The organism is Flavobacterium gilvum (assembly GCF_001761465.1).
Lineage (GTDB): Bacteria > Bacteroidota > Bacteroidia > Flavobacteriales > Flavobacteriaceae > Flavobacterium > Flavobacterium gilvum.
Genome location: NZ_CP017479.1, coordinates 953,876 through 979,966, shown reverse-complemented (window position 1 = coordinate 979,966; position 26,091 = coordinate 953,876). Strand labels below are relative to the sequence as shown.

The following is a 26,091-nucleotide window of genomic DNA, read 5'->3' as shown; positions in this document are numbered from 1 at the left end:
AACCAATAAAAGTAATAATTTTAACGTTTACAGATAGATAAATAAAGCATAATATTAAAAAGTAAATCACTTAATAATCCAAATCAGAAAGATAAGGTGAAAAAATTAACCGCAAATTCGCAAATTAAATCAGAAACCGCACTTAATAATTTGCGAATTTGCGGTATTTCTTTTTTGAATCTGAGACTAAATAAATGGACGAACTGAAAATCGTATATTTGCAAAAAAATTACAAAAATGTCTAAACCAGTTCGTGTGCGTTTTGCACCAAGTCCTACAGGACCTTTACATATTGGCGGCGTACGTACCGCTTTATTTAATTATTTATTTGCAAAGAAAAATGGTGGAACCTTTTATTTACGAATAGAAGATACTGACCAAAATAGATTTGTGCCAGGAGCCGAAGAATATATAATGGAATCCCTTGAATGGTTGGGGATTTCACCTGAAGAAACGGTTGGAAAAAATGAAAAATTTGGACCATACAGACAAAGCGAAAGAAAACATCTTTACAAACAATATGCAGATCAATTGATTGAATCAGATAATGCTTATTATGCATTTGATACTGCCGAAGCCTTGGATGCTCACAGAAAACAACACGAAGCAGAAGGTAAAACATTTATTTATAACCATCATAATCGTGAAAAATTAGATACTTCTTTGGTTATTTCAAAAGAGGAAACAGCCAAAAGAATAGCAAATAATGAAGATTATGTAATCCGATTCAAAACTCCGGTTGATGAAACATTGCATTTGCAGGACATTATTCGTGGAGAAGTAAAATTTGAAGCCAGTCTTTTGGATGATAAAGTGTTATTCAAAAGTGATGGAATGCCAACTTATCATTTAGCAAATATTGTTGATGATCATTTAATGGAAACTTCACACGTAATTCGTGGCGAAGAATGGTTGCCTTCTATGCCGCTACACGTTATGTTGTACCGCGCATTTGGATGGGAAGCTCCAGAATTTGCGCATTTACCATTAATACTAAAACCTATAGGAAACGGTAAATTATCCAAACGTGATGGGGATAAAATGGGATTCCCAGTATTCCCATTGGAATGGAAAACGGAAGAAGGAATTTCGTCAGGATACAGAGAAAAAGGATTCTTCCCAGAAACCGTTGTAAACTTCTTGGCACTATTAGGTTGGAACGATGGAACTGATAAAGAGCTTTTCAGTTTGGAAGAACTAACAGCAGCTTTTGACTTAAAAAGAGTACATAAATCTGGCGCAAAATTTGATCCTGAGAAAAACAAATGGTTCAATCATCAATATTTAATGAAAACGGATGATACAATTTTGGCAGAAGAATACTTAAAAATTCTTGCTGAAAAGAATATTGCTGAAAAATATTCTTTAGCAGAATTGACAAGAATTGTTTCACTAATAAAAGATAGAGCTCATTTTGTATCCGAATTTTGGGAAATGAGTGATTTCTTCTTTACTGCTCCAACAAGCTATGATGAAAAAGCAAGTAAAAACTGGAAAGCCGAAACACCAACTTTGATGCAGGAATTAATATCGGTAATCGAAGAAATTAGCGATTTTACATCTCTTAACATTGAAACAATCGTAAAAGACTGGATGACCAAAAACGAAATTGGAATGGGAAAAGTAATGCAACCATTCCGTTTAAGTTTGGTTGGAGCACTCAAAGGCCCTCACCTATTTGACATTGTCGAAGTCATTGGAAAACAAGAAACAATTACCAGAATCCAAAAAGCAATTGAAACATTATAAAACGAAAATCCCGATTCACATCGGGATTTTTTATTTTGTAACTTTAAATAAAATCTTACGTATAACTTAGAGTAACTTAAATACTAAAACTATGAGTCCTTTCTTAATTTTTATAATCATCTTCGCGTTGATTATTTTTCTTTCTTCGTTTTTTACGGTAAAACAACAAACGAGCATAATAATTGAACGTTTTGGAAAATTCCTAAGTGTTCGAAATTCGGGATTACAATTTAAAATTCCTTTGATTGATAGAATTGCCGGTCGTGTAAATTTAAGAATACAACAATTGGATGTTTTGATTGAAACAAAAACCAAAGACAATGTTTTTATCAAAATGAAGGTTTCTGTACAATTTAAAGTAATTCAAGAGCATGTTTATGAAGCCTTTTATAAATTGGAGTATCCGCATGATCAGATTACAGCCTACGTTTTTGACGTAGTTCGTGCCGAAGTTCCAAAGCTAATTTTGGACGATGTATTCGAAAGAAAAGATGATATCGCAATTGGTGTGAAACGTGAATTAAACGAAGCGATGATGACTTATGGATATGATATTATCAATACGTTAGTAACTGATATTGACCCAGATATTCAGGTAAAAAATGCCATGAACAGAATAAATGCAGCCGATAGAGAGAAAACAGCAGCTATGTTTGAATCGGAAGCACAAAGAATTAGAATTGTTGCCAAAGCCAAAGCCGAAGCTGAAAGTAAAAAACTGCAAGGACAAGGTATTGCCGATCAACGTCGTGAAATAGCTCGTGGATTGGTAGAAAGTGTCGAAGTTTTAAACAATGTTGGCATTAATTCACAAGAAGCATCTGCCCTTATCGTAATTACGCAACATTATGATACATTACAAGCAATTGGTGCAGATACAAATTCTAACCTGATTTTGTTACCAAACTCTCCACAAGCCGCGAGTGATATGCTAAACGGTATGGTGACCAGTTTTACAGCGTCGAATATGATTGGAGAAGAAATGAAAAAACAGCCAAAAAGGATTAAAAAATCAGATAGCACATCGATAGATTATAATCCTTCGGATACTACAAATCCAACAGAAGATCAATCATAACAAGTGATAAAATTCAATAAAAAAAGAGGCTTAATTGCCTCTTTTTCTATTTAAAAAATAACTCATAACGTATGGAGTAATCGTTTTGAATATAAAACGTAATGAATTTGGGATCTTAATTTTATAAGGCTCCAAAAAACCACTGACAATATTTTCAGGAGTTATAGAATCCTTAGTTCTTTGAACATTGAGAACCAATTTCTGATAACTAATTTGTCGCTCCAATTTTAAAATCTCCAAATCGTTTTCAATCTCAGCATAGGATGAATATTTCTTTTTTTCCATAGTTAATCATTAAAAAAGATTTCTGAAAATTTTTCTAATATTGGTCCTTCTACAACTTTGCTCTTAACAAAAGATAAAAGAATGGTAATAATCAGATAAAAACCGCCCACAGATAAAAAACCGATTGCATAACTGCCAAAATAAACACCAATCGCGAGAGCCGCTCCTACCGAACCAAATAACAAGACCATTGAAAAACACAACAAAATTAAAGAAAACTTCAAAATCATTGTCGTTGATTTCATAGCTACCTTGAAACCCCATAATTTATAATAGGATGCCGATTTTTCAATATAATCGTGAGCCTGCTCCTGAATGTTATCTGTGTTTTCTTTTATATTATCAAAAGCCATAGATGCTGTTTTTACTTCTGTAATTTAGCATTTTTTAATTTAAGATCAGCCAATTTATTTTCTAAAAATGAAATTGCATCTTCAGTCTTATGACTAAATGAGTTAACTATATTTTGATAATTACCGTCAACATCGTCTTTACCAATTAAATCCTTAGCTTTCGTAATCAATTTATCAGACACTTCGTGGTATTTGTCCTGAAAATTATGTTTGGCTTCATCCAAACCATCTTTTATTTTTTCACGGGTTTTCGATCCTTTATCCGGTGCAAACAAAATTCCCAAAGTTGCACCTACAGCAGCTCCTGCTAAAATGGCTACAATTGTATTTCCAGTGTTATTTGACATATTACTTAAATTTTTAAGGTTACTACTTATAAATTTACAACTTTATGAACAAAGTAATGTTAACAAGCAGTTAAAGTGGTAATTATTGAAGAATAATTGGATTTAAAGCCATTATTTAAACTAAAAATTAAAAATAATATCAGAACATACAAAACAAAAATAAATACTTTACAATTGATTTATTAAAGCTAAATTTAATCAATTTTAATTATTATTTTTTATTTTTTAATATTTAAAATAAATAATAACTATAAATTATTATTTTTAAAATTATTATAATAAAAAATAATATAAAATAAAAGACAATCGTAATTTTAAAAAAAGGAATGATAATTAATTTTTAATACTCAAAAGAGACCATTTTTTATAAAAAACTTCAAATAAAGGCTTACACTGAATTAAAATTTTAAAATAATGAATTCATATCAACAAATTAAAATATTAGCTTATAATAAAAATATAAAAGCTGTTTTTTATAAAAAATAATTATTTAAAATTTAATCATAATCAATATTATATATAATAAAAAAAGTGCTTTATATAAAGCACTTTTGATAGATAAAATTTATTTTTTAAATGGAATTTAGAACCTCTAAAACTTTTTCATTTTTCTCAATATTTCTTAATTCAGAAATCTGTGTTTCGAAAACTGAATTATTATTCAAATCTCTTTTTAAATTTAACAATACAAAAATACGTACTGCCGGCATTTGACTTTTCAGAGACATGGAATACAATTTTTGTAAAACAGCAATATCAATATCATTCTCTTTTACTTTATCTGAAAAATGCAAAATCAAATTGGCAAACAACAATGAGTTATTATCATTCTTTACATTTTTGACCAAAGTTTGACAAAGAAGACTAAAATTATTGATCGATTTAATATTGGTAACAATTCCATTTAAAAGAGAAGAAGCTGATTTATCGTCATTTTCTTTTACATATTTATTGATTTCTTTTTGTGTATTCAATAACAAATTTGCCTCTTTTTTGTCTTTTTCTTCCCAGGCATCTTTTAGTCCAACTGTTTTGTTAAATACTAATTTTGAGTCAGTTGCATCTTTGTCAACAACAAAATAACCTAAACGTTGAAACTGAAAATGATCTCCAATTTTAGCTTCAGACAAGCTTGGTTCTACAAAACCTTTTACGATTTGTAACGAAGCAGTATTCATAAATTCAAGGAAACTTTTCTCTTTATGGCTATCTGGAGATTCATCAATAAACAAGCGATCATACAAACGAACTTCGGCGGCAACAGCATGTGAAATTGAAACCCAATGCAATGTTCCGGCTACTTTACGTTTGCTAGCCTCACTCCCACTTCCGCTCAAAGAATCCGTATCGTACGTTACGTGAATTTCGCTAATAATTCCTTTTTTATCTTTTACAACTTTCTCTCCTTTAATGATATAACCATTTTTTAGTCGAACTTCATTGCCAATACTTAAACGGAAAAACTTAGCAGGAGCAACCTCAAGAAAGTCATCTCTTTCTATATATAATTCACGAGAAAAGGGTACTTTTCTGTATCCTGCCGATTCATCTTCCTGATTATTTTCGGCTTCAAGCCACTCCTCTACTCCTTCTGGATAATTGGTAATAACGACTTTTACAGGATCTAAAACAGCCATAACTCTTGGAGCATTTTTGTTCAAATCTTCTCTTAAACAAAAATCCAAAAGGGAAATATCAATAATATTTTCACGTTTTGCAACCCCAATTACCTCACAAAATTTACGAATAGAAGCAGCTGTATAACCACGTCTTCTTAAACCAGAAATAGTAGGCATTCTAGGATCATCCCAGCCGTTAACTATATTTTCCTGAACCAATTGCAGCAGCTTTCGCTTACTCATAACCGTATAATTCAGGTTCAAACGAGCGAACTCATATTGATTTGGTTTTACTTTATTTTCATCTAATATTTGTTCCAAAAACCAATCGTATAATTCACGATGCATCACAAATTCCAAAGTGCAAATCGAGTGTGAAATTTGCTCGATATAATCACTTTCTCCGTGTGCAAAATCATACATTGGATAAATATTCCATTCGTCTCCAGTACGGTGATGATGACGGTGTAATATTCTGTACATCAATGGATCACGCATTAACATATTAGAAGATGCCATATCAATTTTGGCTCTTAAAACATGACTCCCTTCTGGGAAATCACCATTCTTCATTCCTTCAAAAAGAGTTAAATTCTCCTCAATAGAACGGTTTCTATATGGTCCATCTACACCAGGTTGTGTGGGTGTTCCCTTTTGCGCAGCCATATCTTCAGAAGACTGGCTGTCTACATAGGCTTTTCCTTTTTTAATTAACAAAATAGCCCAATCGTACAGTTGCTGAAAATAATCAGAAGCATAACGCTCTTCTGCCCAATTAAAACCCAACCATTGCAAATCTTCTTTGATGGCATCTACATATTCCTGTTCTTCTTTGGCCGGATTGGTATCGTCAAACCTCAGATTTACAGGCGCATTATACCTTAGACCCAAACCAAAATTAAGGCAAATTGATTTGGCGTGTCCTATGTGTAAATATCCATTAGGTTCTGGTGGAAAACGAAAACGTAATTTATCTTGTGGAAAACCGTTTGCTAAACTGTCTTCTATAATTTGTTCAATAAAATGAAGTGATTTCTCTTCTGATGCCATTTTTAAAAATTTTAGCAAAGATAAAAAATAGAACACAGATAATAGACTATTAAGATAATAGACTTTAAAGAAAAAACACTAGTCAATTTTTAATACATTTGTATAAATATTCAACGTTTTGAAGTCAAAAAAAGATTATTATAACGTATAAAGTTTAAATAATTTGGATTCAAATCACGAATTAATTACTACTAAAATGGGAACAATAAGATTAAAAAACATCCGTACTTTTTCATACCACGGCTGTTTAATAGAAGAAGGAAAAATAGGCTCGGATTACAGCGTGGATTTGGAAATAAAAACCAATTTGAAACTTTCATCAGAATCAGATAACTTAAAAGATACCGTAGATTATGTCCATTTAAATAGAATTGTGGTTGAAGAAATGGCAATTCGTTCCAATTTACTCGAACATGTTGCTAAAAGAATTATCAACAGAGCTCTTGCAGAATTAGAAACTGTTTCAAAAATAAAGATTGCCGTTTCAAAAATAAATCCTCCTATAGGTGGTGATGTAGAAGCTGTTACCATAGAAATGGAAGAAGAACGTTATTACAAATTATAGTAATTGAGAGAAAAATAGAAAAAAGTTAACTTTAAACTTTTAAACTTTAAATTTTTAAGTTACTTTTGCCAACCGTTAAAGAATGGCGTCGTGGCCGAGCGGCTAGGCTGGGCTCTGCAAAAGCTCCTACTCCGGTTCGAATCCGGACGATGCCTCAAGAAGAGAGATACAGAAATGTATCTCTTTTTTTTTATGTTTAATTTTTAGAAAAAATTAGATAAAATTATAGTTCGAATCCGGACGATGCCTCAAGAAGAGAGATACAGAAATGTATCTCTTTTTTTTTATGTTTAATTTTTAGAAAAAATTAGATAAAATTATAGTTCGAATCCAGACGATACCTCAAGAAGAGAGATACAGAAATGTATCTCTTTTTTTTATGTTTAATTTTGTCATTCCGAATAAATCTCAACAATGTGAGTAGCAAGGTGAGATTCCTTCGGAATGACAAGTTTGCGGATTATTGGAATGTTGAAAAAACATCATTAGTAGAAAAGAAGCATTCACAATTAAAATAAAAAAAGGAACTCTAAAAGTTCCTTTTGTATTCTTATTTTTTTAAAAAAATTACTTTTCTATTTTTTCAAAAGCATTTTTTACCATTTGTTTTTCCTCAGGAAACCAACCTTGAAAAATTAAAGCAAAACCAAAAATCATCAACACAACACTGATTCCTCGCTTTATTTTATAAATATTAGTCGGCGTCATTTTATGTTTCAATTGTTTTGCCAAGACTATTTTTATACAATCAATTGCCAAATAAGTCAAAATAACTGAAATGAAAAAAGTCAATATTCTTGAGGTTTCCATCTCTAATTTTGGTCCTACCGAAATAATCACGGCCAACCAAAAACCAAGAACTCCGATATTAATAATATTCAAGAAAAAACCTTTGAAAAGGAGTCCAAAATAATTTGTTTTAATAATCTCATTGTCAATTGATCTTGTGTTTATTTTCTTTTCTTTTTTAATTCCAAGAAAAGAAATAAAACCATACGCCATCATGATAAATCCACCAAAAATAAATAATGAAGAATTATCATTTAAACTCTGAATCAATCGATAACTGCCTAAATAAGCAATTGTAATAAAAAAAACATCGCCTAAAATAACACCTAAATCAAATACAAAAGCGGCTCTAAATCCTTTAATTATACTCGTTTCAAGTAAAATAAAAAACACAGGACCAATCATAAAACTAAGAAGAACACCCCAGGGAATACCCGTTAAAACATCGTTTATCATTAAAAAATGACTTTAAAAAATTATTTTATTATTTCTGAACTACAGTTCCACCCATAAGCGTTTCCTGTTTTAGTTCCTTTGGTTTACCATAAACAAAAATGGTTCCTCCGGCTTTTACTTTAGCATCAACAAGTGTAGTCGCATTAACATCAGCGCTTCCTCCTGCAGATATGCTTACAGTTGTTTGAGAAGTTGCCAGTTCTCTTCCTTTAAAAATACCTCCAGAATTAACAATAACACTTTGTGTGACAGCTTTTCCTCTTACAACCACAATTCCTCCGGAAACAGCTTTAATTGCAGTTTTATCCACATCAATCACCACAGTAATCTTTGCTCCTTCCTGTGTGTTTAAATTCAAAGAAGTTTGTTTAAAAACATCAGCGCAATTTACGATACTTCCTTCATTCGCGTCAATAGTATGGATTCTTTTAAAATACAAAGTAACACTTGCTTCGTTTCCCGAAAGTATTTTTGTTAAAGGCATTCTTATTTTCAAAAGTCCATTTTTATTAACAATTTCTACTTTACTTTGCTCAGTCCCTGTAATTACAGCCTTTGTTTCATCAGAAGCTATTAAAGTAACTTTCAATTGATCAAACACTTTTACATCATCAAAATCAGCAAGAGTTATAGTGGTTTGTGCAAAAGTAAAGTGTGCCAGAAAAATAAAAACTACTGAAATTATTCTTTTCATTTTACTAAAATTTAATTGTTTATTATTTATTTAAAAAATAAAATTTTTTCTCTCTTAAAACCATTAAGAAATTAAGGTTCATTAAGACTAAAACTTTATTTTCTTAATTTCTTAATGGTAAAAAAATAATACTTTTTTGGTTCAAATTGTGGACAGTTATTTATTTAAAAATCATTTTCATTTCTTCTAACGAAATTAAAATCCAATTGTTTTTTAACCAAATCGGCATTTTTTACGGTTACATAAATTTCATCTCCAAGTTGTAACAATCGATTCGAATTGGCTCCTACCAAAGCGTACTGTTTTTCGTCAAAAGTATAATAATCCTCTTTAATTTCGCGGGTTCTTACCATACCTTCACATTTATTTTCGATGATTTCCACAAAAATACCATATTCGGTAACACCTGAAATTACACCCAAAAATTCCTCATCATTATGGTTTTGCATGTATTTTACCTGCATATATTTTACAGAATCTCTCTCTGCATTGGTAGCCAAACCTTCCATTGTGGAAGAATGCAAACATTTGGTTTCAAATTCTTCTTCATTAGCCGATTTTCCACCATCCAAATAATGCTGCAATAGTCTATGAACCATTACATCAGGATAACGTCTAATAGGCGAAGTAAAGTGTGAATAATATTCGAATGCCAATCCGTAATGACCAATGTTATCTGTAGAATATTTGGCTTTACTCATAGATCGAATGGCGAGCGTATCAATTAAATTCTGCTCTTTTTTACCATTTACCTCTTCCATCAAAGCATTCAATGACTTTGAAATATCTCCTTTATTTCTAAAATCAATTTTATAACCAAACTTAGCAATAACATTTTGCATCGCTATCAATTTATCTTCATTGGGTTCATCATGAATTCTATAGACAAAAGTTTTCTTTTGTTTTCCAATGAATTCGGCCACTTTTCTATTGGCTAATAACATGAATTCTTCAATCAGATGATTGGCATCTTTGGCTATTTTAAAATAAACGCCTTCTGGTTCTCCGTCCTGATCCAAGTTGAATTTTACTTCGACTTTGTCAAAAGAAATAGCACCTTCATTCATTCTTCTTTTTCGGAAAATTTTTGCTAGCTGATCCATTTTCAAAGTAGCTTCAACAATTGGCTCAGAAACCACATAAGAACTCCCTGTAATCGAAATTTCCTCAGGAATGGTATTGTCTTTGGTTTCTATGATATATTGCGCTTCTTCGTAAGCAAAACGCTGATCAGAATAAATAACAGTTCTTCCAAACCATTGATTTACAACCTGACATTTTTCGGTTATTTCAAAAACTGCCGAAAACGTATATTTCTCTTCCTGCGGACGCAAGGAACAAGCAAAATTAGAAAGGACTTCGGGCAACATTGGCACTACCCTATCCACAAGATAAACTGAAGTTGCTCTTTGATACGCTTCATCGTCAAGAATGGTTCCCTCTTCTAGATAATGTGACACATCGGCAATATGAATTCCTATTTCATAATTTCCATTTTCTAACTTTTTAAAAGACAATGCATCATCAAAATCTTTGGCATCTTTTGGGTCAATCGTAAACGTCAAAGTATCGCGCATATCACGACGCTTTTTGATTTCCTCTTCAGTAATAGAAGTATCTATTTTTTGAGCAAAAGTTTCAACCTCAATCGGAAATTCTGATGGCAAACCGTATTCCGCCAAAATCGCGTGAATTTCGGTATCATGTTCTCCAGGTCTTCCTAGAACTTTTATCACTTTTCCAAAAGGGCTATCTGCTCTTTTAGGCCAATCTTCGATATGAACCAAGACAACATCGCCTTGTTGTGCATCTCCTAATTTATCTTTTGGAATAAAAATATCGGTGTACATTTTTGGATTTGCCGTTGAAACAAAAGCAAAATTCTTTTGAATATCAATAACTCCAACAAAATCGGTTTTGTATCTTTCGATTACTTCAATTACTTCTCCTTCTGCCCTTCTGCCGCTTCTTTTGTTATAAACATACACTTTTACGGTATCATTATCCAGCGCATGATTTAGATTATTGCTAGGAATAAAAATGTCTTCTTCAAAATCAGGACAGATAAAATAAGCCGATTTTCGACCGGTCATATCAATTGTTCCTTCGTAATACTCTTTACTTGCGGCTTTAATTAAATATTTTCCGGGTTCGGATTCAATAATTTTTTTTGATGCTGCCAAAATCTTTAAATCCTTTATGATTTGATTACGGCTTTGTGTGTCATCCACTTCCAATTTAGCTGCTATTTGCTTATAATTAAAGGCTTTATTGGCACTATTCGATAATATTTTTATAATTTTATCCGAGAAATCTTTACCTTTCTTTATCGGCTTTCTTAATCTTTTACCCATGTATCTTTTCTTATAAGGTTTAAAATTACGAAATAGTATTCAGTATTCCCTATTCTCAAAGTGTTTTAAACTAATAATAACTTTATTACATTTATAAAAAATTCAAAATGAAAGGCTTCAAAACAATTGCTATTTTTAATTATCCACATGAAATTGTGGTTCTTAGACATATTTTGGATCAGGAAGAAATTCATTATTTTTTTGAAAACGAATATATAATCTCCATCGACCCATTGGCAAGTTTTGCATACGGTGGAATCCATCTCAAAGTACATCCAAACGATTTTGAACAAGTTCAAGAAATCCTTGACAATTTAAAACCAAAACTTTTCATCGTTTAAAAAGAATTCAGTAATTAGTAAAGAGTAATTAGCTATTTTTTATTTTTAAAAACAAATAACTAATCACTAAAATCTATTCACTAATTACTAAACATTTTTTTCAAATTTAAAAGTTGTCAACATATATTAAATACAACAAAAAGAAATTTTAAAATTTTAAAAAATATTTATTGTTATTATAGCTTGTTAATTGTTGCTATAATTTTTTTAAAAAATGTATTGAAATCAACTTTTAGGTTTTTATCTTGAGTTATTAACAGTGTTATTTATACTTATATTCTTGATTTTTAAGATTTTTTATGAAATAGTTAACAACTGTTGATATTTGAAAAATGAGGTGAATTGTAAATAAGTGTTTTTTATTTTCTTGTTAAGAAATCAAAATATAGTATTGATAACTTTTCTAAAAATTCCTCAAACTTTATTTGGATTTTAAATATCAGTTTTGGATTACTTATTTTTTGTTTACAAATGCAAAAAACTTCTAATTTTTTATTTAAAGTTATAAACATTTCACGTTAATTTAAAGTTATCTGAAAATCAAGTATTTGCATTTTACTATTAACAATACAAAAAATTAACATTTAAATTATATTCTGTTCACTGATTTGCAGTGTATTGTGAATTTATTAAAATGTTAATAAACTTCAAATTTTCTTATAATCAAGGAGTTAAAGTAATTAGTAATTAGTCATTAGTGATTAGTAAATAAAAAAGGTTTTTAAATTTTCAAAGAGGTCAAAAGCTAAACACTAAGGACTAATTACTAATCACTATTTTATGGTTTATATCTAAAATAGTTTGGCTAAATTTGCAACTACAACTAAATTATATAAAAATGAAAATTTCTATAGGAAATGACCACGCCGGACCAGATTATAAAAAAGCGATAGTTCAATATTTGGAATCAAAAGGACATCAGGTAACCAATTATGGAACAGATTCTGATGCTTCTGTAGATTATCCGGATTTTGGTCATCCTGTTGCAAGCGATGTTGAAGAAGGAAAAGCCGATTTTGGAATTGTTATTTGCGGAAGCGGAAACGGAATTGCCATGACTGTTAATAAACATGCCGGAGTTCGTGCGGGTTTGTGTTGGACCAAGGAAATAGCTTATTTAACACGTTTACATAATAATGCCAATATTGTTAGTATTCCAGCTCGTTATACTTCTATTCAACAAGCTATCGAAATTGTTGATACTTTCCTAAATACCGAATTTGAAGGTGGAAGACATCAAACTAGAGTCGATAAAATAAGCTGTTAGTATATTTTGGAGCATCATCACAATCATAATCACGGTCATCACCATCATGTAGAAGGTAAGAATCTGTTGTTTTCGATTGTTTTGAATATTGTAATAACGGTTGCACAAGCTATCGGAGGAGTTATTTCGGGAAGTTTGTCTTTGTTATCCGATGCATTGCATAATTTTTCAGATGTGCTTTCGTTGGTTTTTAGCTATGTAGCCCATAAATTATCCAGAAAAAAAGCTTCGAATGATCAAACTTTTGGTTATAAAAGGGCCGAATTAATTGCTGCTTTTGTCAATGCATTAACATTGATATCGGTGGCTTTATTTTTGGTTTATGAAGGTATTGAAAGGTTTTTTAATCCTCAACCCATTAAATTTGGATTGGTAATTTGGCTTTCCATTTTAGGAATTGTTGCCAATGGTTTATCTGCCGTAATGTTAAAAAATGATGCCGATAAAAACCTAAATATGAAATCGGCTTACCTGCATTTATTTACAGATATGTTGGCTTCGGTTGCCGTTTTAATCGGTGGTTTCCTGATGAAATATTACCAGTGGTTTTGGGTTGATAGTATATTAACTTTAATAATTGCCATTTATTTGATAATTGTTGGATTTGATTTACTCAAAGAATCGACACAAATGTTAATGCTTTTTACACCAAGTCATATTGATGTTAATGAAATTATAAGTGAAGTACATAAAATACCAGGTGTAAAAAAACTGCATCACATCCATGTTTGGTATCTTAATGAAGAGGAATTACATCTTGAAGCACATCTCGATTGTTCTGAAGACATAAAAATGTCCGAATTCAATATCCTTTTGGATAAAGTAGAACACATTTTATTCGAAAAATTCCACATCAATCACATCAATATTCAACCTGAATATAAAAAAGAAGAAGATTCAAAGGATTTTATCGTTCAGGATTAGGATTTTTATTTAGTAAAATAAAACCATCCCATCAAAACTTGTACAATTACAATTATCCAAAATTTTAAAAGATAGCTTTTTTTAACCGTTTTATGTCTAAAAATAAGCATTGCTAAACCCGAACCAATTGTTCCTCCCACAAAAACACTACCCAAAAGAGTACGCTCTGGAATTCTCATTTTTTGAGCTCTTGCCAAATATTTATCATAAGCTATCAGAATAAAAGCAACAGCGTTTACAATCAAAAAATAGTTGAATAAAACTTTCATTTAACTAAAATTAAGTTCCAAAGATATTATATTAGCTGTAAGAAAATTCAAAAAGTAATTTTTATTAATTAAATTATGATCGAAGATGAGTCCAGTGCAATTATTTGAGCAGAAAAAAGTAAGAAGTCATTATGATTCCGAAAAAGAAGTATGGTATTTCTCCGTTATTGATGTAATTCAAATTTTGACAGGAAGTACAATTCCTAAAAGATATTGGACTGATTTAAAAAAGAAATTAAAAAAGGAAGGAAGTGAAGCGTACGATAAAATCGTACAGTTGAAAATGCTTGCTGAAGATGGAAAAAATAGACTTACAGACTCCGCAGATACTGAAACGTTATTGCGTTTAATACAATCTATTCCATCGCCAAAAGCTGAGCCTTTTAAGCAATGGCTTGCTAAAGTAGGGTATGAACGAATGCAAGAATTAGCTGATCCGTCCCAAAGTTTAGATCGTGCTCGTGAAAATTGGCAAAATTTAGGACGTAGCGAAAAATGGATTCAACAGCGAATGACGGGACAGGAGACTCGTAATAAATTAACAGACTACTGGAAAGAATCAGGTGTGGAGAAACAAGATGAATTTGCAATATTAACAAATATTATTCATCAGGAATGGACGGGTTTGTCTGTGAAAAAACACAAAGAAGTAAAAGGGTTAAAATCTCAAAATTTAAGAGATCATATGTCTGAAGCAGAATTGATTTTTACCGCTTTGGCTGAACTTTCTACAAGACAAATTGCTGAAAGCGATGAAGCCAAAGGACTTTTAGAAAATGCAAAAGCAAGTAAAAAAGGAGGCGCAATTGCAAAAAATGCCCGATTAGCTTTGGAAGATAAAACGGGAAAAAGTGTCGTAACAGGGGAAAATTTTCTGCCTCCAAGTAAAAAAAGATTAGAGTAATTAAACACTAAATAAGAACATTTATTTTTGAACAAAAACCCTTGCAAACTTTACGAAAACTTCGCTTCTTTGTGATTAGAAAATTAAAAAAATGACCAATATACAATTCATATCCAAATCCGTTAACACGGTTGCCATAAATATTCAAAACACGGTTCAATTACTACAGGAAGATTGCACGATTCCGTTTATTTCCCGTTACCGAAAAGACAAAACCGGGAATCTCGACGAAATAGTTATTGAACAAATTGCCAAACTTCAAAAGGATTACGAAACTATCGTAAAAAGAAAAGAAGCGATTTTAAAATCGATTGAAGAGCAAAACGCCTTGACGCCCGAATTGGAGAAAAAAATCCAGCAAAGTTTCGATTTACAGGAATTGGAGGACTTTTATCTGCCTTACAAAAAGAAGAAAAGAACCAAGGCCGATGTGGCAAGAGAGAATGGATTGGAGCCCTTGGCAAAGATTATTATGAATCAAGGGAAGGACGATGTTGATTTCCTGGCGACACAATATCTGAATGAAAATGTGATTAATGAAGAAGCTGCTTTACAGGGAGCCAGAGATATTATTGCCGAATGGATTAATGAAAATATTTACGTTAGAAAACAACTCAGAAGATTGTTTGAACGAAAAGCGACCATTACCACAAAGGCTGTAAAATCCAAAAAAGAGGAGGAAGGCGCACAAAAATTCAATCAGTATTTTGATTGGTCGGAACCGCTGACCAAAGCGCCGTCACATCGATTATTAGCCATAATGCGTGCCGAAAATGAAGGTTTTATAAAATTTAAAGTGGATGTCGAAATCGATGATGCCTACGATATTATTGATGAAATAATCATAAAAGGAGATAACAGCACGACACCACACATACAATTGGCGATTGAGGACAGTTACAAACGCCTGCTGAATCCGGCGATTTCGAATGAAACGTTGCAGGAAGCCAAAGCCAAAGCCGATGTTAATTCGATTCAGGTATTTGCTAATAATTTAAGTCAATTATTGTTGGCACCGCCATTGGGCGAAAAACGTATTTTGGCAATAGATCCAGGATTTCGTTCGGGTTGTAAGATTGTTTGTCTGGACGAAAAAGGCGATTTATTGTACAATGAAACCATTTATCCGCACGCACCGCAGAACGAAACCGCAATGGCGATGAAAAAGATAAAATCGATGGTCAATGCTTATAGTATTGATGCAATTTCTATCGGAAACGGAACGGCTTCGAGAGAAACAGAATTCTTTATCAAGAAAATCGCTTTTGATAAACCGGTTCAGGTTTTCATCGTTTCAGAGGCAGGAGCTTCGGTTTATTCGGCTTCGAAAATTGCGCGAGAGGAGTTTCCAAATTTTGATGTTACGGTTCGTGGTTCGGTTTCCATCGGAAGACGATTGTCGGATCCGTTGGCCGAATTGGTAAAAATCGATCCAAAAGCGATAGGAGTGGGGCAGTACCAACACGATGTGGATCAAACCAAATTGAAAGAAGAACTGGATAATACGGTAATTCGTTGCGTAAACTCGGTTGGGATAAATATCAACACGGCGAGTAAACATTTGTTGAGTTATGTGAGTGGAATAGGAGAGAAGCTGGCCGAAAACATTGTTACGTATCGTTCTGAAAATGGTCCTTTTACGGATAGAAAAGAACTAAAAAAAGTGCCGAGATTGGGTGACAAGGCATATCAACAAGGTGTGGCTTTTATCCGAATTTCAAATGCGAAAAATCCATTGGATAATTCGGCAGTTCATCCCGAAGCATACGGAATTGTTGAGAAAATGGCAAAAGATTTGAAACTTTCGGTGAATGATTTGATTGCCAACAAAGAGAAAACAGCTTTGATTAAAGCAGAAAATTACATCACCTCTGAAATAGGTTTATTAACATTAAAAGACATTATCAAAGAGCTTGAAAAACCAGGATTGGATCCTAGAAAATCGGCCAAGGTTTTTGAATTTGACCCAAATGTAAAAACAATAAAAGACCTGAAAACCGGAATGATTCTTCCGGGAATTGTGAACAATATTACCAACTTCGGCTGTTTTGTTGATATCGGTATCAAAGAAAGCGGATTGGTTCATATTTCCCAACTCAAAGCTGGATTCGTAAGTGATGTCAACGAAGTGGTAAAATTACATCAACATGTTGAAGTAAAAGTGACTGAGGTTGATGAAGATAGAAAGCGAATTCAGTTGACGATGGTTATTTAAGACTATTTCTAGAGACTGAATTGACGGAATTTAATTGATTTCCGTCTTGTTATTGACGGAAATCAATTAAATTCCGTCAATACTGAGACGGAATTTAATAAATATGATTATCTTTGTGCTGTTTAAAGAAATCTAAATTTTATGGAAATAAATAGATTGGCACTTGATTTAGTTCTTCAAAAATTACAACCCAATAAAGTGGTTGTACTTTTGGGAGCAAGGCGCGTTGGCAAGACCGAACTGATTAAGAAACTGATGGGAAGTGTGAACGAAAAAGTACTTTTTTTGAACGGAGACGATATTGAATCCCATAACTTATTAGAAATTCAGAGTACGGCAAATTTTAAAAGACTGCTAGGTGACACCAAATTATTGATAATTGATGAAGCACAAGAAATTCCTGCTATTGGAAAAAAACTAAAATTGATGGTTGATACTATTGAAGATCTGAAAGTTTTGGTCACAGGTTCTTCAGCATTTGAAATAAACAATCAGTTGGGTGAGCCGTTAGTCGGGCGGATGAAAACCATAAATTTATATCCTATTGCGCAAATTGAGTATGCGAAGAATGAAAATTATCTTGACACCCGGAATAATCTCGAAGACAGATTAATATTGGGTAGTTATCCAGAATTGAGTCATATTACTAATCGGGAAGATAAAATAAGTTATTTAAAAGAGTTGGTAAATACTCAATTGTTGCGAGATGTTTTTGCTTTTGAAGGCATCAAAAAAAGAGATAAAATTATTGCTCTACTTCAGATTATTGCTTTTAGAACGGGTAGCGAATTATCTCTCGAAAGCGTGGGGCGTGATTTACAAATTAGCAAAAACACTGTTGAAAAGTATTTGGATTTATTTAGCAAAGTATTTATAATCTACAGTGTCTCAGGATTCAGCAGAAATAGGGATAACGAAATAACGAAGATGAAAAAATGGTATTTCGTTGATAACGGTATCCGAAACGCCATTATTAATTCGTTTAATCCTTTGAATACTAGAGAAGATGTTGGCAAACTTTGGGAAAACTATTTAAATTCCGAAAGGATAAAAAAAATGAGTTATGCCGAAAATTTTGTTCATGACTATTTTTGGAGAACTCATACCAAACAAGAAATCGATAGGATTGAAGAAAAAGACGAGCAGTTATCGGCTTTTGAATATAAATACGGAAAAGTAAAAGCAAAAATTCCAACTGAATTTGCAAAGTCGTATCCTCAAGCTACTTTTGAAATTATTAATCAGGATAACTATTTGGACTATATACTTTGATGTATTAAAAAAAAATTTCAGGTAAATAAAAAAGAAAACTCCCAAATTACTACTGTAATTTGGGAGTTTTTGGTTTTGGTTATTTTGTTTTTTTAAAGATCAAAAACTCCTCCTATGTTGAAGCTTGAACCACTGTTAGCTATTTGTTTAGGTGTTGATTTATTAATATTTGTCATACCAGCAAAGCCTTGAAAATCGACTAAAATTCCAAATTTTTGAGTAATTTCAATTTTATAACCAATTCCAAAAGTTAACCCCAATTGAAAAGATTCTATTGAGTTTTTAGGCATTTCCGTATTATTTACTTTAGCATCTAGTAAAAAAGAGGGACTTAATCCAAAATTCAAATTCCATTTACGAGTACTTCCAAAGTGCCAGTTGGCATTGATTGGAATGCTTAAATAATGTAATTTGTCTTCATAATATTGATATTGTTGTTGCGGAGGCGAATACATATCATATATGTAATCGATTGGTGCAGTTGCACTATATTCGCCCCCCATTTTGTCAAAAATTAATCCCGAACGTAAACTCCATCTGTCGCTGAAATAATAATCTGTAGTTACTCCAAATTCTACACCTGAGTTTTGATTTGTATCACCATGATCAGCAACTTCTGAAAATCTTGAGAATCCAATTTTCGGTGTCATTTCAAAAGTTCCTTTTTCTTTTATTTGGGAATTGGCAAAGCCAAAAGAGACCAAAGAAATTAATGTAAGTAATGTTTTTTTCATAAAAATGATTTTTTTTGTACCAAAATAAGGAGTAAAGATTTTGCAAACAATTAAATAATGTTAATGTTTGTATAATCGCAAAATTAAAATGTACACAAATCTAAAATGAAATGTACATTTTTTCACCTAAAACAAGCAAAGCCTGTACGTTACCGTGCAGGCTTTTTAACTACAATTTAAACACCATTTAACCAACGTTTAAATTAAATTTAACCGATTCGCCGCTCAATAGCTCCTTAGTCCCTTCAATATTATTCTCATACACATGAACGTTGCCCAGGAACAACGTAATAGACTTCAATGGCAGCGCAATTTGTTTGCTTATGAGATACAAGTGATAGATGTCCGCGGGTAAGCCTAGATTAGCGTCAGAACTACGTTGGTAAGCACTTACAACGAGCTTTCCTTTCTCTATTTGAAACTGTATTAGGCTAAGGCACGGCTGTTGGTTGCTCTCAGTGTTGTTGGAACCAAGGAACAACACATAGTTCTTTGAGGCGCGCTTTTCCTTATTGATGCGTTCAATAAGCCGTGGCAACTGCTCAAAGTACGTAGGATAGCTATTTACAAGGATAGGCCCGCAATAATCCCACCACGTTACGCCAATATCACGATATGCCTCCGTAGAGCGTTCACCGGCCATAAACAGACCTAATTCATCTTTTAGCTTTTTTCGTGCAACAGCGTGCCCCTCGAACAGCTCCAACAGGTCAATTGGCTTTAGTTCGAGCGGCTGGTTCAAAAGGTAAGTGATTGAACCCTTTTTGTTTTGTTGCACCTTTCCTTTGGTGATAATTTTGTTTAAGATTTGGTGATACTTATTCATTTGATTTTTGATTGATGATTGATTATTCTATATTTGCACCTCTCACGGATTATATAAAATAGCAAAAGCCAGCACTAGAAGACTTATGTCCTCCAACGCTGGCTTTGGTGCTAAAATTAAAATCCGTGAGAAGTTTTTAATTGTTGGAGGACTACTTTTTACTTCCCGTCTCCTGAGAAATACCTTCTAACTAATGGATTTCAAATATTGCATCCAAGCAATGTTTTTCACTCAAAATCCAAACGAGGACTTTCCCTGTTTTGGTCAATGATCCAAGTAGTATGTTTTTACCCAAAGCACTTGAAATCGTTTCTCCTTCCTTGCCGAACTTGTAACCGTTTTTGGTTATTAATTTTTTGTTCCAAAAGGTTCGAAACTCTCTACAGGCAAATATGTCAATTGATTTTGCTGATGAACGGAAATAGCCTTTTTTATCTTCTACAAAAAAGAAGTTTAGCAACGACAACGGCCAAAACAACAGGTAGGCGATTATGAAAAGTAGGAAGCCTAGCATTATTCTGACAACACCCAATTTTCGGGCAACAAATTGTAAATCGTGTGAATATTATCATCAAGTAAATCTGTTTGAACAAATGCTAATAGAGCTAATTTAGCTTTAAGCCATTCTCTTTCAAACTTTGGCATTGAAGCAAAATCAATCTCCAATGTGCTTAAATAAGCATCGAACTGATTTATCTCAACAATCTCTAATCTTTTTTGGCGTGAATTAATTAAGTGTTTTGCGCCACTCTCCAAAATAATTGAATCTTCAATTTCATAAATAGCAAAGTCTTTAAACATTTGCCAGTTTACTATTTCTACTAATAGAGTCCCTGTAAGGGAAACAGCGACTCCTGTGTGCGTGTAGGGGGTATTTGTTTGTATCATAATCGTGGTATTAAAATGATATATTAAAATTTATCTAGTATTTGTTATAGTACATATTGTAATTTGAAGCAGGTAATGTTGATAAATCGGAAGGTATTTGAGCATCAGATCCTATTATATCAGGAATATTAATTTTAGACAATTGCATTATTTGATTAGCCGCCCTCGGCGCAAAATATATTTTACCATTTGGAGCTAAAACACCAAATGCATATTTAGAAGAACTACTATAAATTCCACTTAATAATGATGTTGTATTAGTAGTCGGGTCTAATTGTAAAATTTGCGAAGCTCCATTAAATACAAAATATATTTTACCGTTTGGAGCTAAAACACCACCTGCATATTTATATGAGCCACCATACACACTTCCTATCAAAGAAGTAGTATTTGTGGCTGGGTCTAATTGTAAAATTTGTGAGGCCTGTAATGGCACAAAATATATTTTACCATTTGGAGCTAAAACACCGCCAGTATATTTTTCTACACCAGTGTACACACTTCCTATCAAAGAAGTAGTATTTGTGGCTGGGTCTAATTGTAAAATTTGCGAAGCTGAATATGGTGTAAAATATATTTTACCGTTTGGTGCTAAAACGCCACCTTGATATTTATTCGAGCCACTATACACACTTCCTATCAAAGAAGTAGTATTTGTAGATGGGTCTAATTCTAAAATTTGCGAAGTATCATGTGGCGCAAAATATATTTTACCATTTGGAGCTAAAACACCGCCAATCCATCTTGCTCCACCACCATACACACTTCCTATCAAAGAAGTAGTATTTGTAGATGGGTCTAATTGTAATACCTGATTAGCATTATTTGGCACAAAATATATTTTACCGTTTGGTGCTAAAACGCCACCTGCATATTTAAAAATGCCCATACTAGAATAATTACTTCCTATTAAAGAAGTAGTATTTGTAGATGGGTCTAATTGTAAAATTTGATTAGCCGCCCTCGGCGCAAAATATATTTTACCATTTGGAGCTAAAACACCGCCGTCCCATTTTTCAGAACCACTATACACACTTCCTATCAAAGAAGTATATTTTGATTTTCCAAAATAATATTTCTTTAATCCCATAATTAGAAATCTAATATTATCGTGTTAGTCGAACCTCTACGCATAAAATGACCTACTGTTTTCTCAGGGGTTGTGCTTGGTGTAGTCTCCCAAGTAAACGGAGCGGTAATAGCCCACGTAACGGTTACACCTGCCAATGTTCTAAAGACAAATCCAAGTGAGTTGTTCAATGTTGACGGTACAGTTATAGTGCAATTTGCTGCAAACAATACCGTTTGTCCGTGCCACGCATTAAGAACGTTGCTATTTGCCGAAACTTCTACTTGGTTGTCTTTGTCCTGTTTTAAATCATGTTGAGCCTTGGTCACGGCATGATTTGGCTTCGTTGCCGTTCCAACACCTACAGCTCCCGATCTTTCAATCTCATTATTTTTATTATTACCGGCATCTTTATTTGTGCCATATAAATAAAAAGTTGAAGCTTTTGAAGTAATGGTTTCTGCATCGTAAGTAAAAGTAGTTGCGTTATAAACCCAACTAGATGTATCCAATCCTATATATAAATTATTTACATCCGACTTTAACGAATTATCATTTGTTACCGGAGGATTGTTAGTGTCAAAAATTGTTGCTGTGGTAGGTGTATTTGCATTAACGTAAACTACCTTAGAATAATCTTTCGGAATTTTGGCTGATAGGCTATCAACCAACCCTTTCAACGTTTTTCCCATTTCAGCCGTTAAGGCTTTCGTGGTTCCACCAGTGGTCAGGTCATTCACCAGGATAGTACTAAGTGAAGATTGTACCGTCTCAATCGCATCCACAATCTCCTGGACAGTATCAAGATTAATATTGTCCGAAGTCAGTAAGGTATTGATGGCGTTGATTTGGGTTTTCAGTGTTTTAACGGTTTCGGCACTTGCCAAAGCAGTAGCCCCACCGGTAACCAAATCATTAACAATGGTCAAATATTCCGAAGACAGTTTCACAAATTCGTTGAGTGGTGCATAACCGCCAGCAACGCCTTTTTGAGTCTTATCTTCCTTGTCTTCAAACAATAAATTATGAGCAGTTTCATCTTCTAAATGATTCTCAAACGCTTCGGTTTCAGCTTTACCATTTATCGCTGCAACAACATCGTTAAACTCTCCCGCCATCAAGAAATACTTAGTATCCTTGCCAACGATTGCCGCCAATTTCTCAGGGCTGTCTTCTTTGGTTTCTATAATTAAAGTTCCCATTATGCTTCTGTTCCTACGTATCTGATATAATCAACTACTCTATATGGAGGCATGATTGAAAAAGCTTCGCCTCCTCCTGTTTTACCAGTTTTAGGTCCTGGTATCAATCTTTCGTCAGAACCCGAACTTTCGACAGAGGATTGCATATCGGCTCCACCGCCTCCATCAACAGGGGTTTGGGTATCATGATCGTGTTCCGGCATTTGGGCAATCGTCAAAGTGTGGTCCTTAGAACCTCCAACAGCTCCCACACCTTCCGTACTATCAAAATCAGGATCAGTTAAGTCTTTACCTATTGGCATTTTACCAAACAATGGCGCATGTTCCACCCAACCTGCGGGAATTTCATCCGCTGGTAATCCCCAAATAGCCACCAAACCAATTGGCACATTAGCCAAAGGCCTTTCCTCTAATGCAATAATTCTTTCAATTAAAGTTTGAGTATCTGGAATTCCGAAGTTTGGGTCAGTCACAATACCGTCAGGCTTATCGGCGATATTACCCCAAACCAAATTTTTAACCGTTTGGATTCGTGTAAATGCCGATAAGGCAACACCGTCAACCTCTACAACCATAGCGTTAGTCGCTCTGAAAACAGGCAAACTAGAACCTGATTTAAAAACTAAATTGGTATAGGCTACGTTCTTTTTTATCAAACTATCGGCAGTTCCAGGCGTTTCGGCAAACTCGCAAAGCTCACCATCTATGTACATCATACCGGACGTGATATTGTCACCAACAATCGTACAGCCACTAATAATAAAATTGCCTTCGTCTGGCATATCCAAATGCTTCACAAATGCTTTTAGAATTTCAAAATAAGCAGTCTGCATCTTACGAAGCGTTGCCTGCTTAAATCGATAACCACCCGCCTGTAATAAGTCTATTAAAATCATAATGTATAAGTTTGAATAATGTATTTTTTTCCAAAATATCGGTAGGTATCTACCAAAGCCCTTATGTTGTATTCCTGAAATTCGTAGGTATCTGGTATGTAGATAATGAACGAATAGCTAAGAAATCCCTCGTTGTCGCTATCCAAAAAAATATCATCTTCATTGTCGTCACCGTCATCTTCCAAAAAAATAACTTCGTCCTCTTCGTCCTGATAGATGTAGAGCTTGTCAGGCTGTGGCACATCTTCGATGTAAATAGTTTTTGTAGCATCATGGTTTTGATGATTATATCCAACTACTTGAAAATGCTCGTTAAGCATTTTTTCAAGACTTATCGTTGTGCCATCGTGTTGCATTTTATACAATGTTTCCTTGTATATTTCATCAAGGGGAGTAACTATTGACTGCAAGAACAAAAGCATACGATCATGTCGTAAGAATGTTGGTAGCAATTGTTCTCTGAGAACAAAAAAATTAATTACTTGCCAAAGCATAAGGTAGATAGGTTATAGTTAAGTTTTCGTCCAATAATTTAAAGTAACCTGCATCCGGTATCCTCCATTCACCCGTATCAATAAAAGGAAATCCAGCAAACTTGCTTTGAATGGAATTAATCACTACTAATTCAATTCCCTCCGCTTCTTTTAATGTTGTTCTGAAAAAATCCTTTACAAACGCACCGTCAAATTCCAAATTGGCCAAATACAATTGAATAGCGTCTTTTACAGGGTAAACATCTGTTGTGGCTGATAATAATTTACCTGTGGGTAAATCAATAACCAATGGATTAACATAAACCGTTAAATTGGCTTTTATCAAATCGGCTGTTTGGTTAATCAATGAAAAAGGAACACCAGGCATTTTCTTTTTTATGATATAAGCTTCAATCCTTATTTGTTGTGCAGGAGTTACCGGTTCAAGATTTCCTGCGTTATCGGTGGCAACTTTAAAAACCAAACCCTCATCGCTTTCAAGCACGGCACAACGATCAATAATTTTTCTTTCCTCAGCATCGGCAACACCTGTTAAATCATATTGCCAACCGCCGTTTATCCAAACCAAATCCAAACCGTCGTGATAATCCAACATAGTTTGTTTTAAATTTTGTTGGTTTTGTGGTCGGGTATTATTGGCGTTGGTTTCGACTATCTTTTCGTGAAAAGAAAGAATAAATGCTATAATAGAAAAAATGATGTTTTCTATACTTACTACCGAAAATTGTTGCTCAAAGGTTTGACCAGGCACTAATCCATACATCGCAATAACCGTTTCGTTAGAAATGTATGCCGTTGTAATGCTTAACTTTATATCTGTTGTACTTCTTGCCATATTAAAAACTATAAGGAAACTCTCCTGGTGATGTAAAAACGAATACTGGGTCTGTTGGTATTATAACTGCAACATAAGTCGCAGGTCTGTTATTATCTGTAAAATAGGAAACAACATCATAATCAGTGATTGCACTTTTTTTTAATGTTGTGGCTACTTGTAATTTATCAGTTATGGTTCGTGCGTTGAGTAGGGACATTTCAAAAGCGTTTTCAATATCTCCAGTACATTCAATGATTTTATCAAGAAATGATTGTCCGGCATAAGCGATCTCTTTACTCATAACTCGCATCAATTATTAATGGCTTCCCTTCCGATAATTCAATGTTTTTTACAATTAATCCATCCTTAGCAAAATGCTCTCTTATACGGTGCCTCATTCTTAAATAATCATTGTCCAAAATCAATTCGTCAATAGCAACTCCCAGCGTTGGATTAAACTTGAACTCTCCCGGATTAGCAATTAACATTAAAGCCTGATTTTGGTTCATTATTTCCCCAATCACCAAGCCTTGTGTTATTAATCCGTCGGCATCACGTATAACATCAATTTTTAAATCAATATTTTCAAGGGCGCTTGCGCTATCGTTAAGTTGAATGCCTCTGTTTTTCATTT

The 26,091-nt window shown here is 33.3% G+C and carries 28 protein-coding genes and 1 tRNA gene; 10 read left to right on the top strand and 19 right to left on the bottom strand.

Annotated features, from left to right (window positions below):
- Positions 1–237: 237 nt before the first annotated feature.
- Positions 238–1,749, top strand: coding sequence for a glutamate--tRNA ligase (gene gltX / locus EM308_RS04255; RefSeq protein ID WP_035639893.1), 1,512 nt, complete (start codon positions 238–240; stop codon positions 1,747–1,749).
- Between the two features lie 91 nt (positions 1,750–1,840).
- Entirely contained in the window at positions 1,841–2,827 is a 987-nt protein-coding gene (locus EM308_RS04250) for an SPFH domain-containing protein (RefSeq protein ID WP_035639892.1), read from the top strand.
- 30 nt (positions 2,828–2,857) lie between these two features.
- On the opposite strand, the gene EM308_RS04245 is transcribed toward EM308_RS04250, so the two are convergent.
- The 4 genes from EM308_RS04245 to EM308_RS04230 form a co-directional block, all read right to left on the bottom strand.
- Entirely contained in the window at positions 2,858–3,112 is a 255-nt protein-coding gene (locus EM308_RS04245; protein ID WP_035639889.1) for a DUF6327 family protein, read from the bottom strand.
- 2 nt (positions 3,113–3,114) lie between these two features.
- Positions 3,115–3,465, bottom strand: coding sequence for a hypothetical protein (locus tag EM308_RS04240; protein WP_035639885.1), 351 nt, complete (start codon positions 3,463–3,465; stop codon positions 3,115–3,117).
- An 11-nt stretch (positions 3,466–3,476) separates the two neighbouring features.
- The gene (locus tag EM308_RS04235) at positions 3,477–3,812 is read right to left on the bottom strand and encodes a YtxH domain-containing protein (RefSeq protein WP_035639882.1); all 336 of its coding nucleotides are present in this window, start codon (positions 3,810–3,812) and stop codon (positions 3,477–3,479) included.
- Between the two features lie 572 nt (positions 3,813–4,384).
- Positions 4,385–6,481, bottom strand: coding sequence for a glutamine--tRNA ligase/YqeY domain fusion protein (locus EM308_RS04230; protein WP_035641473.1), 2,097 nt, complete (start codon positions 6,479–6,481; stop codon positions 4,385–4,387).
- A gap of 196 nt (positions 6,482–6,677) precedes the next feature.
- Here EM308_RS04230 and folB point away from each other — a divergent pair, with 196 nt between their 5' ends.
- Together folB and EM308_RS18010 are read left to right on the top strand one after the other, a co-directional pair.
- Positions 6,678–7,046: a dihydroneopterin aldolase gene (gene folB, locus EM308_RS04225; protein WP_035641470.1), complete on the top strand. Its 369-nt coding sequence runs from the start codon at positions 6,678–6,680 to the stop codon at positions 7,044–7,046.
- 84 nt (positions 7,047–7,130) lie between these two features.
- Positions 7,131–7,201: transfer RNA gene (locus tag EM308_RS18010), tRNA-Cys, on the top strand.
- A gap of 412 nt (positions 7,202–7,613) precedes the next feature.
- Here EM308_RS18010 and EM308_RS04220 read toward each other — a convergent pair.
- From EM308_RS04220 to rnr, 3 genes are all read right to left on the bottom strand, one after another.
- Entirely contained in the window at positions 7,614–8,291 is a 678-nt protein-coding gene (locus tag EM308_RS04220; RefSeq protein WP_035641330.1) for a LysE family translocator, read from the bottom strand.
- A gap of 28 nt (positions 8,292–8,319) precedes the next feature.
- A complete protein-coding gene (locus EM308_RS04215) occupies positions 8,320–8,985 on the bottom strand; it encodes a head GIN domain-containing protein (protein WP_035641327.1) in 666 nt (221 codons plus the stop codon).
- Positions 8,986–9,149: 164 nt separating this feature from the next.
- Positions 9,150–11,339, bottom strand: a complete 2,190-nt coding sequence (rnr, locus tag EM308_RS04210) for a ribonuclease R (RefSeq protein ID WP_035641324.1) — start codon at positions 11,337–11,339, stop codon at positions 9,150–9,152.
- Between the two features lie 107 nt (positions 11,340–11,446).
- Here rnr and EM308_RS04205 point away from each other — a divergent pair, with 107 nt between their 5' ends.
- From EM308_RS04205 to EM308_RS04195, 3 genes are all read left to right on the top strand, one after another.
- Positions 11,447–11,680, top strand: coding sequence for a DUF2007 domain-containing protein (locus tag EM308_RS04205; protein ID WP_035641322.1), 234 nt, complete (start codon positions 11,447–11,449; stop codon positions 11,678–11,680).
- A gap of 838 nt (positions 11,681–12,518) precedes the next feature.
- Entirely contained in the window at positions 12,519–12,947 is a 429-nt protein-coding gene (gene rpiB, locus EM308_RS04200) for a ribose 5-phosphate isomerase B (protein WP_035635667.1), read from the top strand.
- Positions 12,948–12,953: 6 nt separating this feature from the next.
- Positions 12,954–13,871, top strand: a complete 918-nt coding sequence (locus EM308_RS04195) for a cation diffusion facilitator family transporter (protein ID WP_035635662.1) — start codon at positions 12,954–12,956, stop codon at positions 13,869–13,871.
- A gap of 5 nt (positions 13,872–13,876) precedes the next feature.
- On the opposite strand, the gene EM308_RS04190 is transcribed toward EM308_RS04195, so the two are convergent.
- A complete protein-coding gene (locus EM308_RS04190) occupies positions 13,877–14,140 on the bottom strand; it encodes a DUF1294 domain-containing protein (protein WP_035635660.1) in 264 nt (87 codons plus the stop codon).
- A gap of 85 nt (positions 14,141–14,225) precedes the next feature.
- On the opposite strand from EM308_RS04190, the gene EM308_RS04185 reads away from it, so the two are divergent.
- The 3 genes from EM308_RS04185 to EM308_RS04175 all read left to right on the top strand — a co-directional run bounded on the left by EM308_RS04185 (position 14,226) and on the right by EM308_RS04175 (position 18,531).
- Positions 14,226–15,044 (top strand): BRO family protein, encoded by an 819-nt coding sequence (locus tag EM308_RS04185; protein WP_035635652.1) that lies wholly within the window; start codon positions 14,226–14,228, stop codon positions 15,042–15,044.
- 91 nt (positions 15,045–15,135) lie between these two features.
- Complete coding sequence (locus tag EM308_RS04180) at positions 15,136–17,259, top strand: Tex family protein (RefSeq protein ID WP_035635648.1); 2,124 nt, start codon at positions 15,136–15,138, stop codon at positions 17,257–17,259.
- Positions 17,260–17,400: 141 nt separating this feature from the next.
- On the top strand, positions 17,401–18,531 hold the full coding sequence (locus EM308_RS04175; RefSeq protein ID WP_035635645.1) for an ATP-binding protein: 1,131 nt from the start codon (positions 17,401–17,403) through the stop codon (positions 18,529–18,531).
- A gap of 92 nt (positions 18,532–18,623) precedes the next feature.
- Here the strand turns inward: EM308_RS04175 and EM308_RS04170 are convergent, their stop codons facing one another.
- From EM308_RS04170 to EM308_RS04120, 11 genes are all read right to left on the bottom strand, one after another.
- Positions 18,624–19,265, bottom strand: a complete 642-nt coding sequence (locus tag EM308_RS04170; RefSeq protein ID WP_035635642.1) for a porin family protein — start codon at positions 19,263–19,265, stop codon at positions 18,624–18,626.
- 187 nt (positions 19,266–19,452) lie between these two features.
- On the bottom strand, positions 19,453–20,091 hold the full coding sequence (locus tag EM308_RS04165; protein WP_035635639.1) for a thymidylate synthase: 639 nt from the start codon (positions 20,089–20,091) through the stop codon (positions 19,453–19,455).
- Between the two features lie 190 nt (positions 20,092–20,281).
- Positions 20,282–20,605 carry a hypothetical protein gene (locus EM308_RS04160; RefSeq protein ID WP_035635636.1) on the bottom strand — a complete coding sequence of 108 codons (324 nt, stop codon included), beginning with the start codon at positions 20,603–20,605 and terminating at the stop codon, positions 20,282–20,284.
- Entirely contained in the window at positions 20,605–20,979 is a 375-nt protein-coding gene (locus EM308_RS04155; RefSeq protein ID WP_035635634.1) for a hypothetical protein, read from the bottom strand. Before EM308_RS04155 ends, EM308_RS04160 begins: the two co-directional genes overlap by 1 nt.
- Positions 20,980–21,013: 34 nt before the next feature.
- Positions 21,014–22,069, bottom strand: coding sequence for a Vgb family protein (locus EM308_RS04150; RefSeq protein ID WP_051877696.1), 1,056 nt, complete (start codon positions 22,067–22,069; stop codon positions 21,014–21,016).
- A 2-nt stretch (positions 22,070–22,071) separates the two neighbouring features.
- Entirely contained in the window at positions 22,072–23,250 is a 1,179-nt protein-coding gene (locus tag EM308_RS04145) for a hypothetical protein (RefSeq protein WP_070261783.1), read from the bottom strand.
- Positions 23,250–24,146, bottom strand: coding sequence for a phage baseplate protein (locus EM308_RS04140; protein ID WP_051877717.1), 897 nt, complete (start codon positions 24,144–24,146; stop codon positions 23,250–23,252). Before EM308_RS04140 ends, EM308_RS04145 begins: the two co-directional genes overlap by 1 nt.
- A complete protein-coding gene (locus EM308_RS04135) occupies positions 24,143–24,640 on the bottom strand; it encodes a hypothetical protein (protein WP_035635894.1) in 498 nt (165 codons plus the stop codon). Before EM308_RS04135 ends, EM308_RS04140 begins: the two co-directional genes overlap by 4 nt.
- Positions 24,621–25,475, bottom strand: coding sequence for a hypothetical protein (locus EM308_RS04130; protein ID WP_035635897.1), 855 nt, complete (start codon positions 25,473–25,475; stop codon positions 24,621–24,623). Before EM308_RS04130 ends, EM308_RS04135 begins: the two co-directional genes overlap by 20 nt.
- 1 nt (position 25,476) lies before the next feature.
- A complete protein-coding gene (locus tag EM308_RS04125; RefSeq protein WP_035635901.1) occupies positions 25,477–25,758 on the bottom strand; it encodes a hypothetical protein in 282 nt (93 codons plus the stop codon).
- A complete protein-coding gene (locus EM308_RS04120; protein WP_035635904.1) occupies positions 25,751–26,089 on the bottom strand; it encodes a hypothetical protein in 339 nt (112 codons plus the stop codon). The genes EM308_RS04125 and EM308_RS04120 overlap by 8 nt, the downstream gene beginning before the upstream one ends.
- Positions 26,090–26,091: the final 2 nt, after the last annotated feature.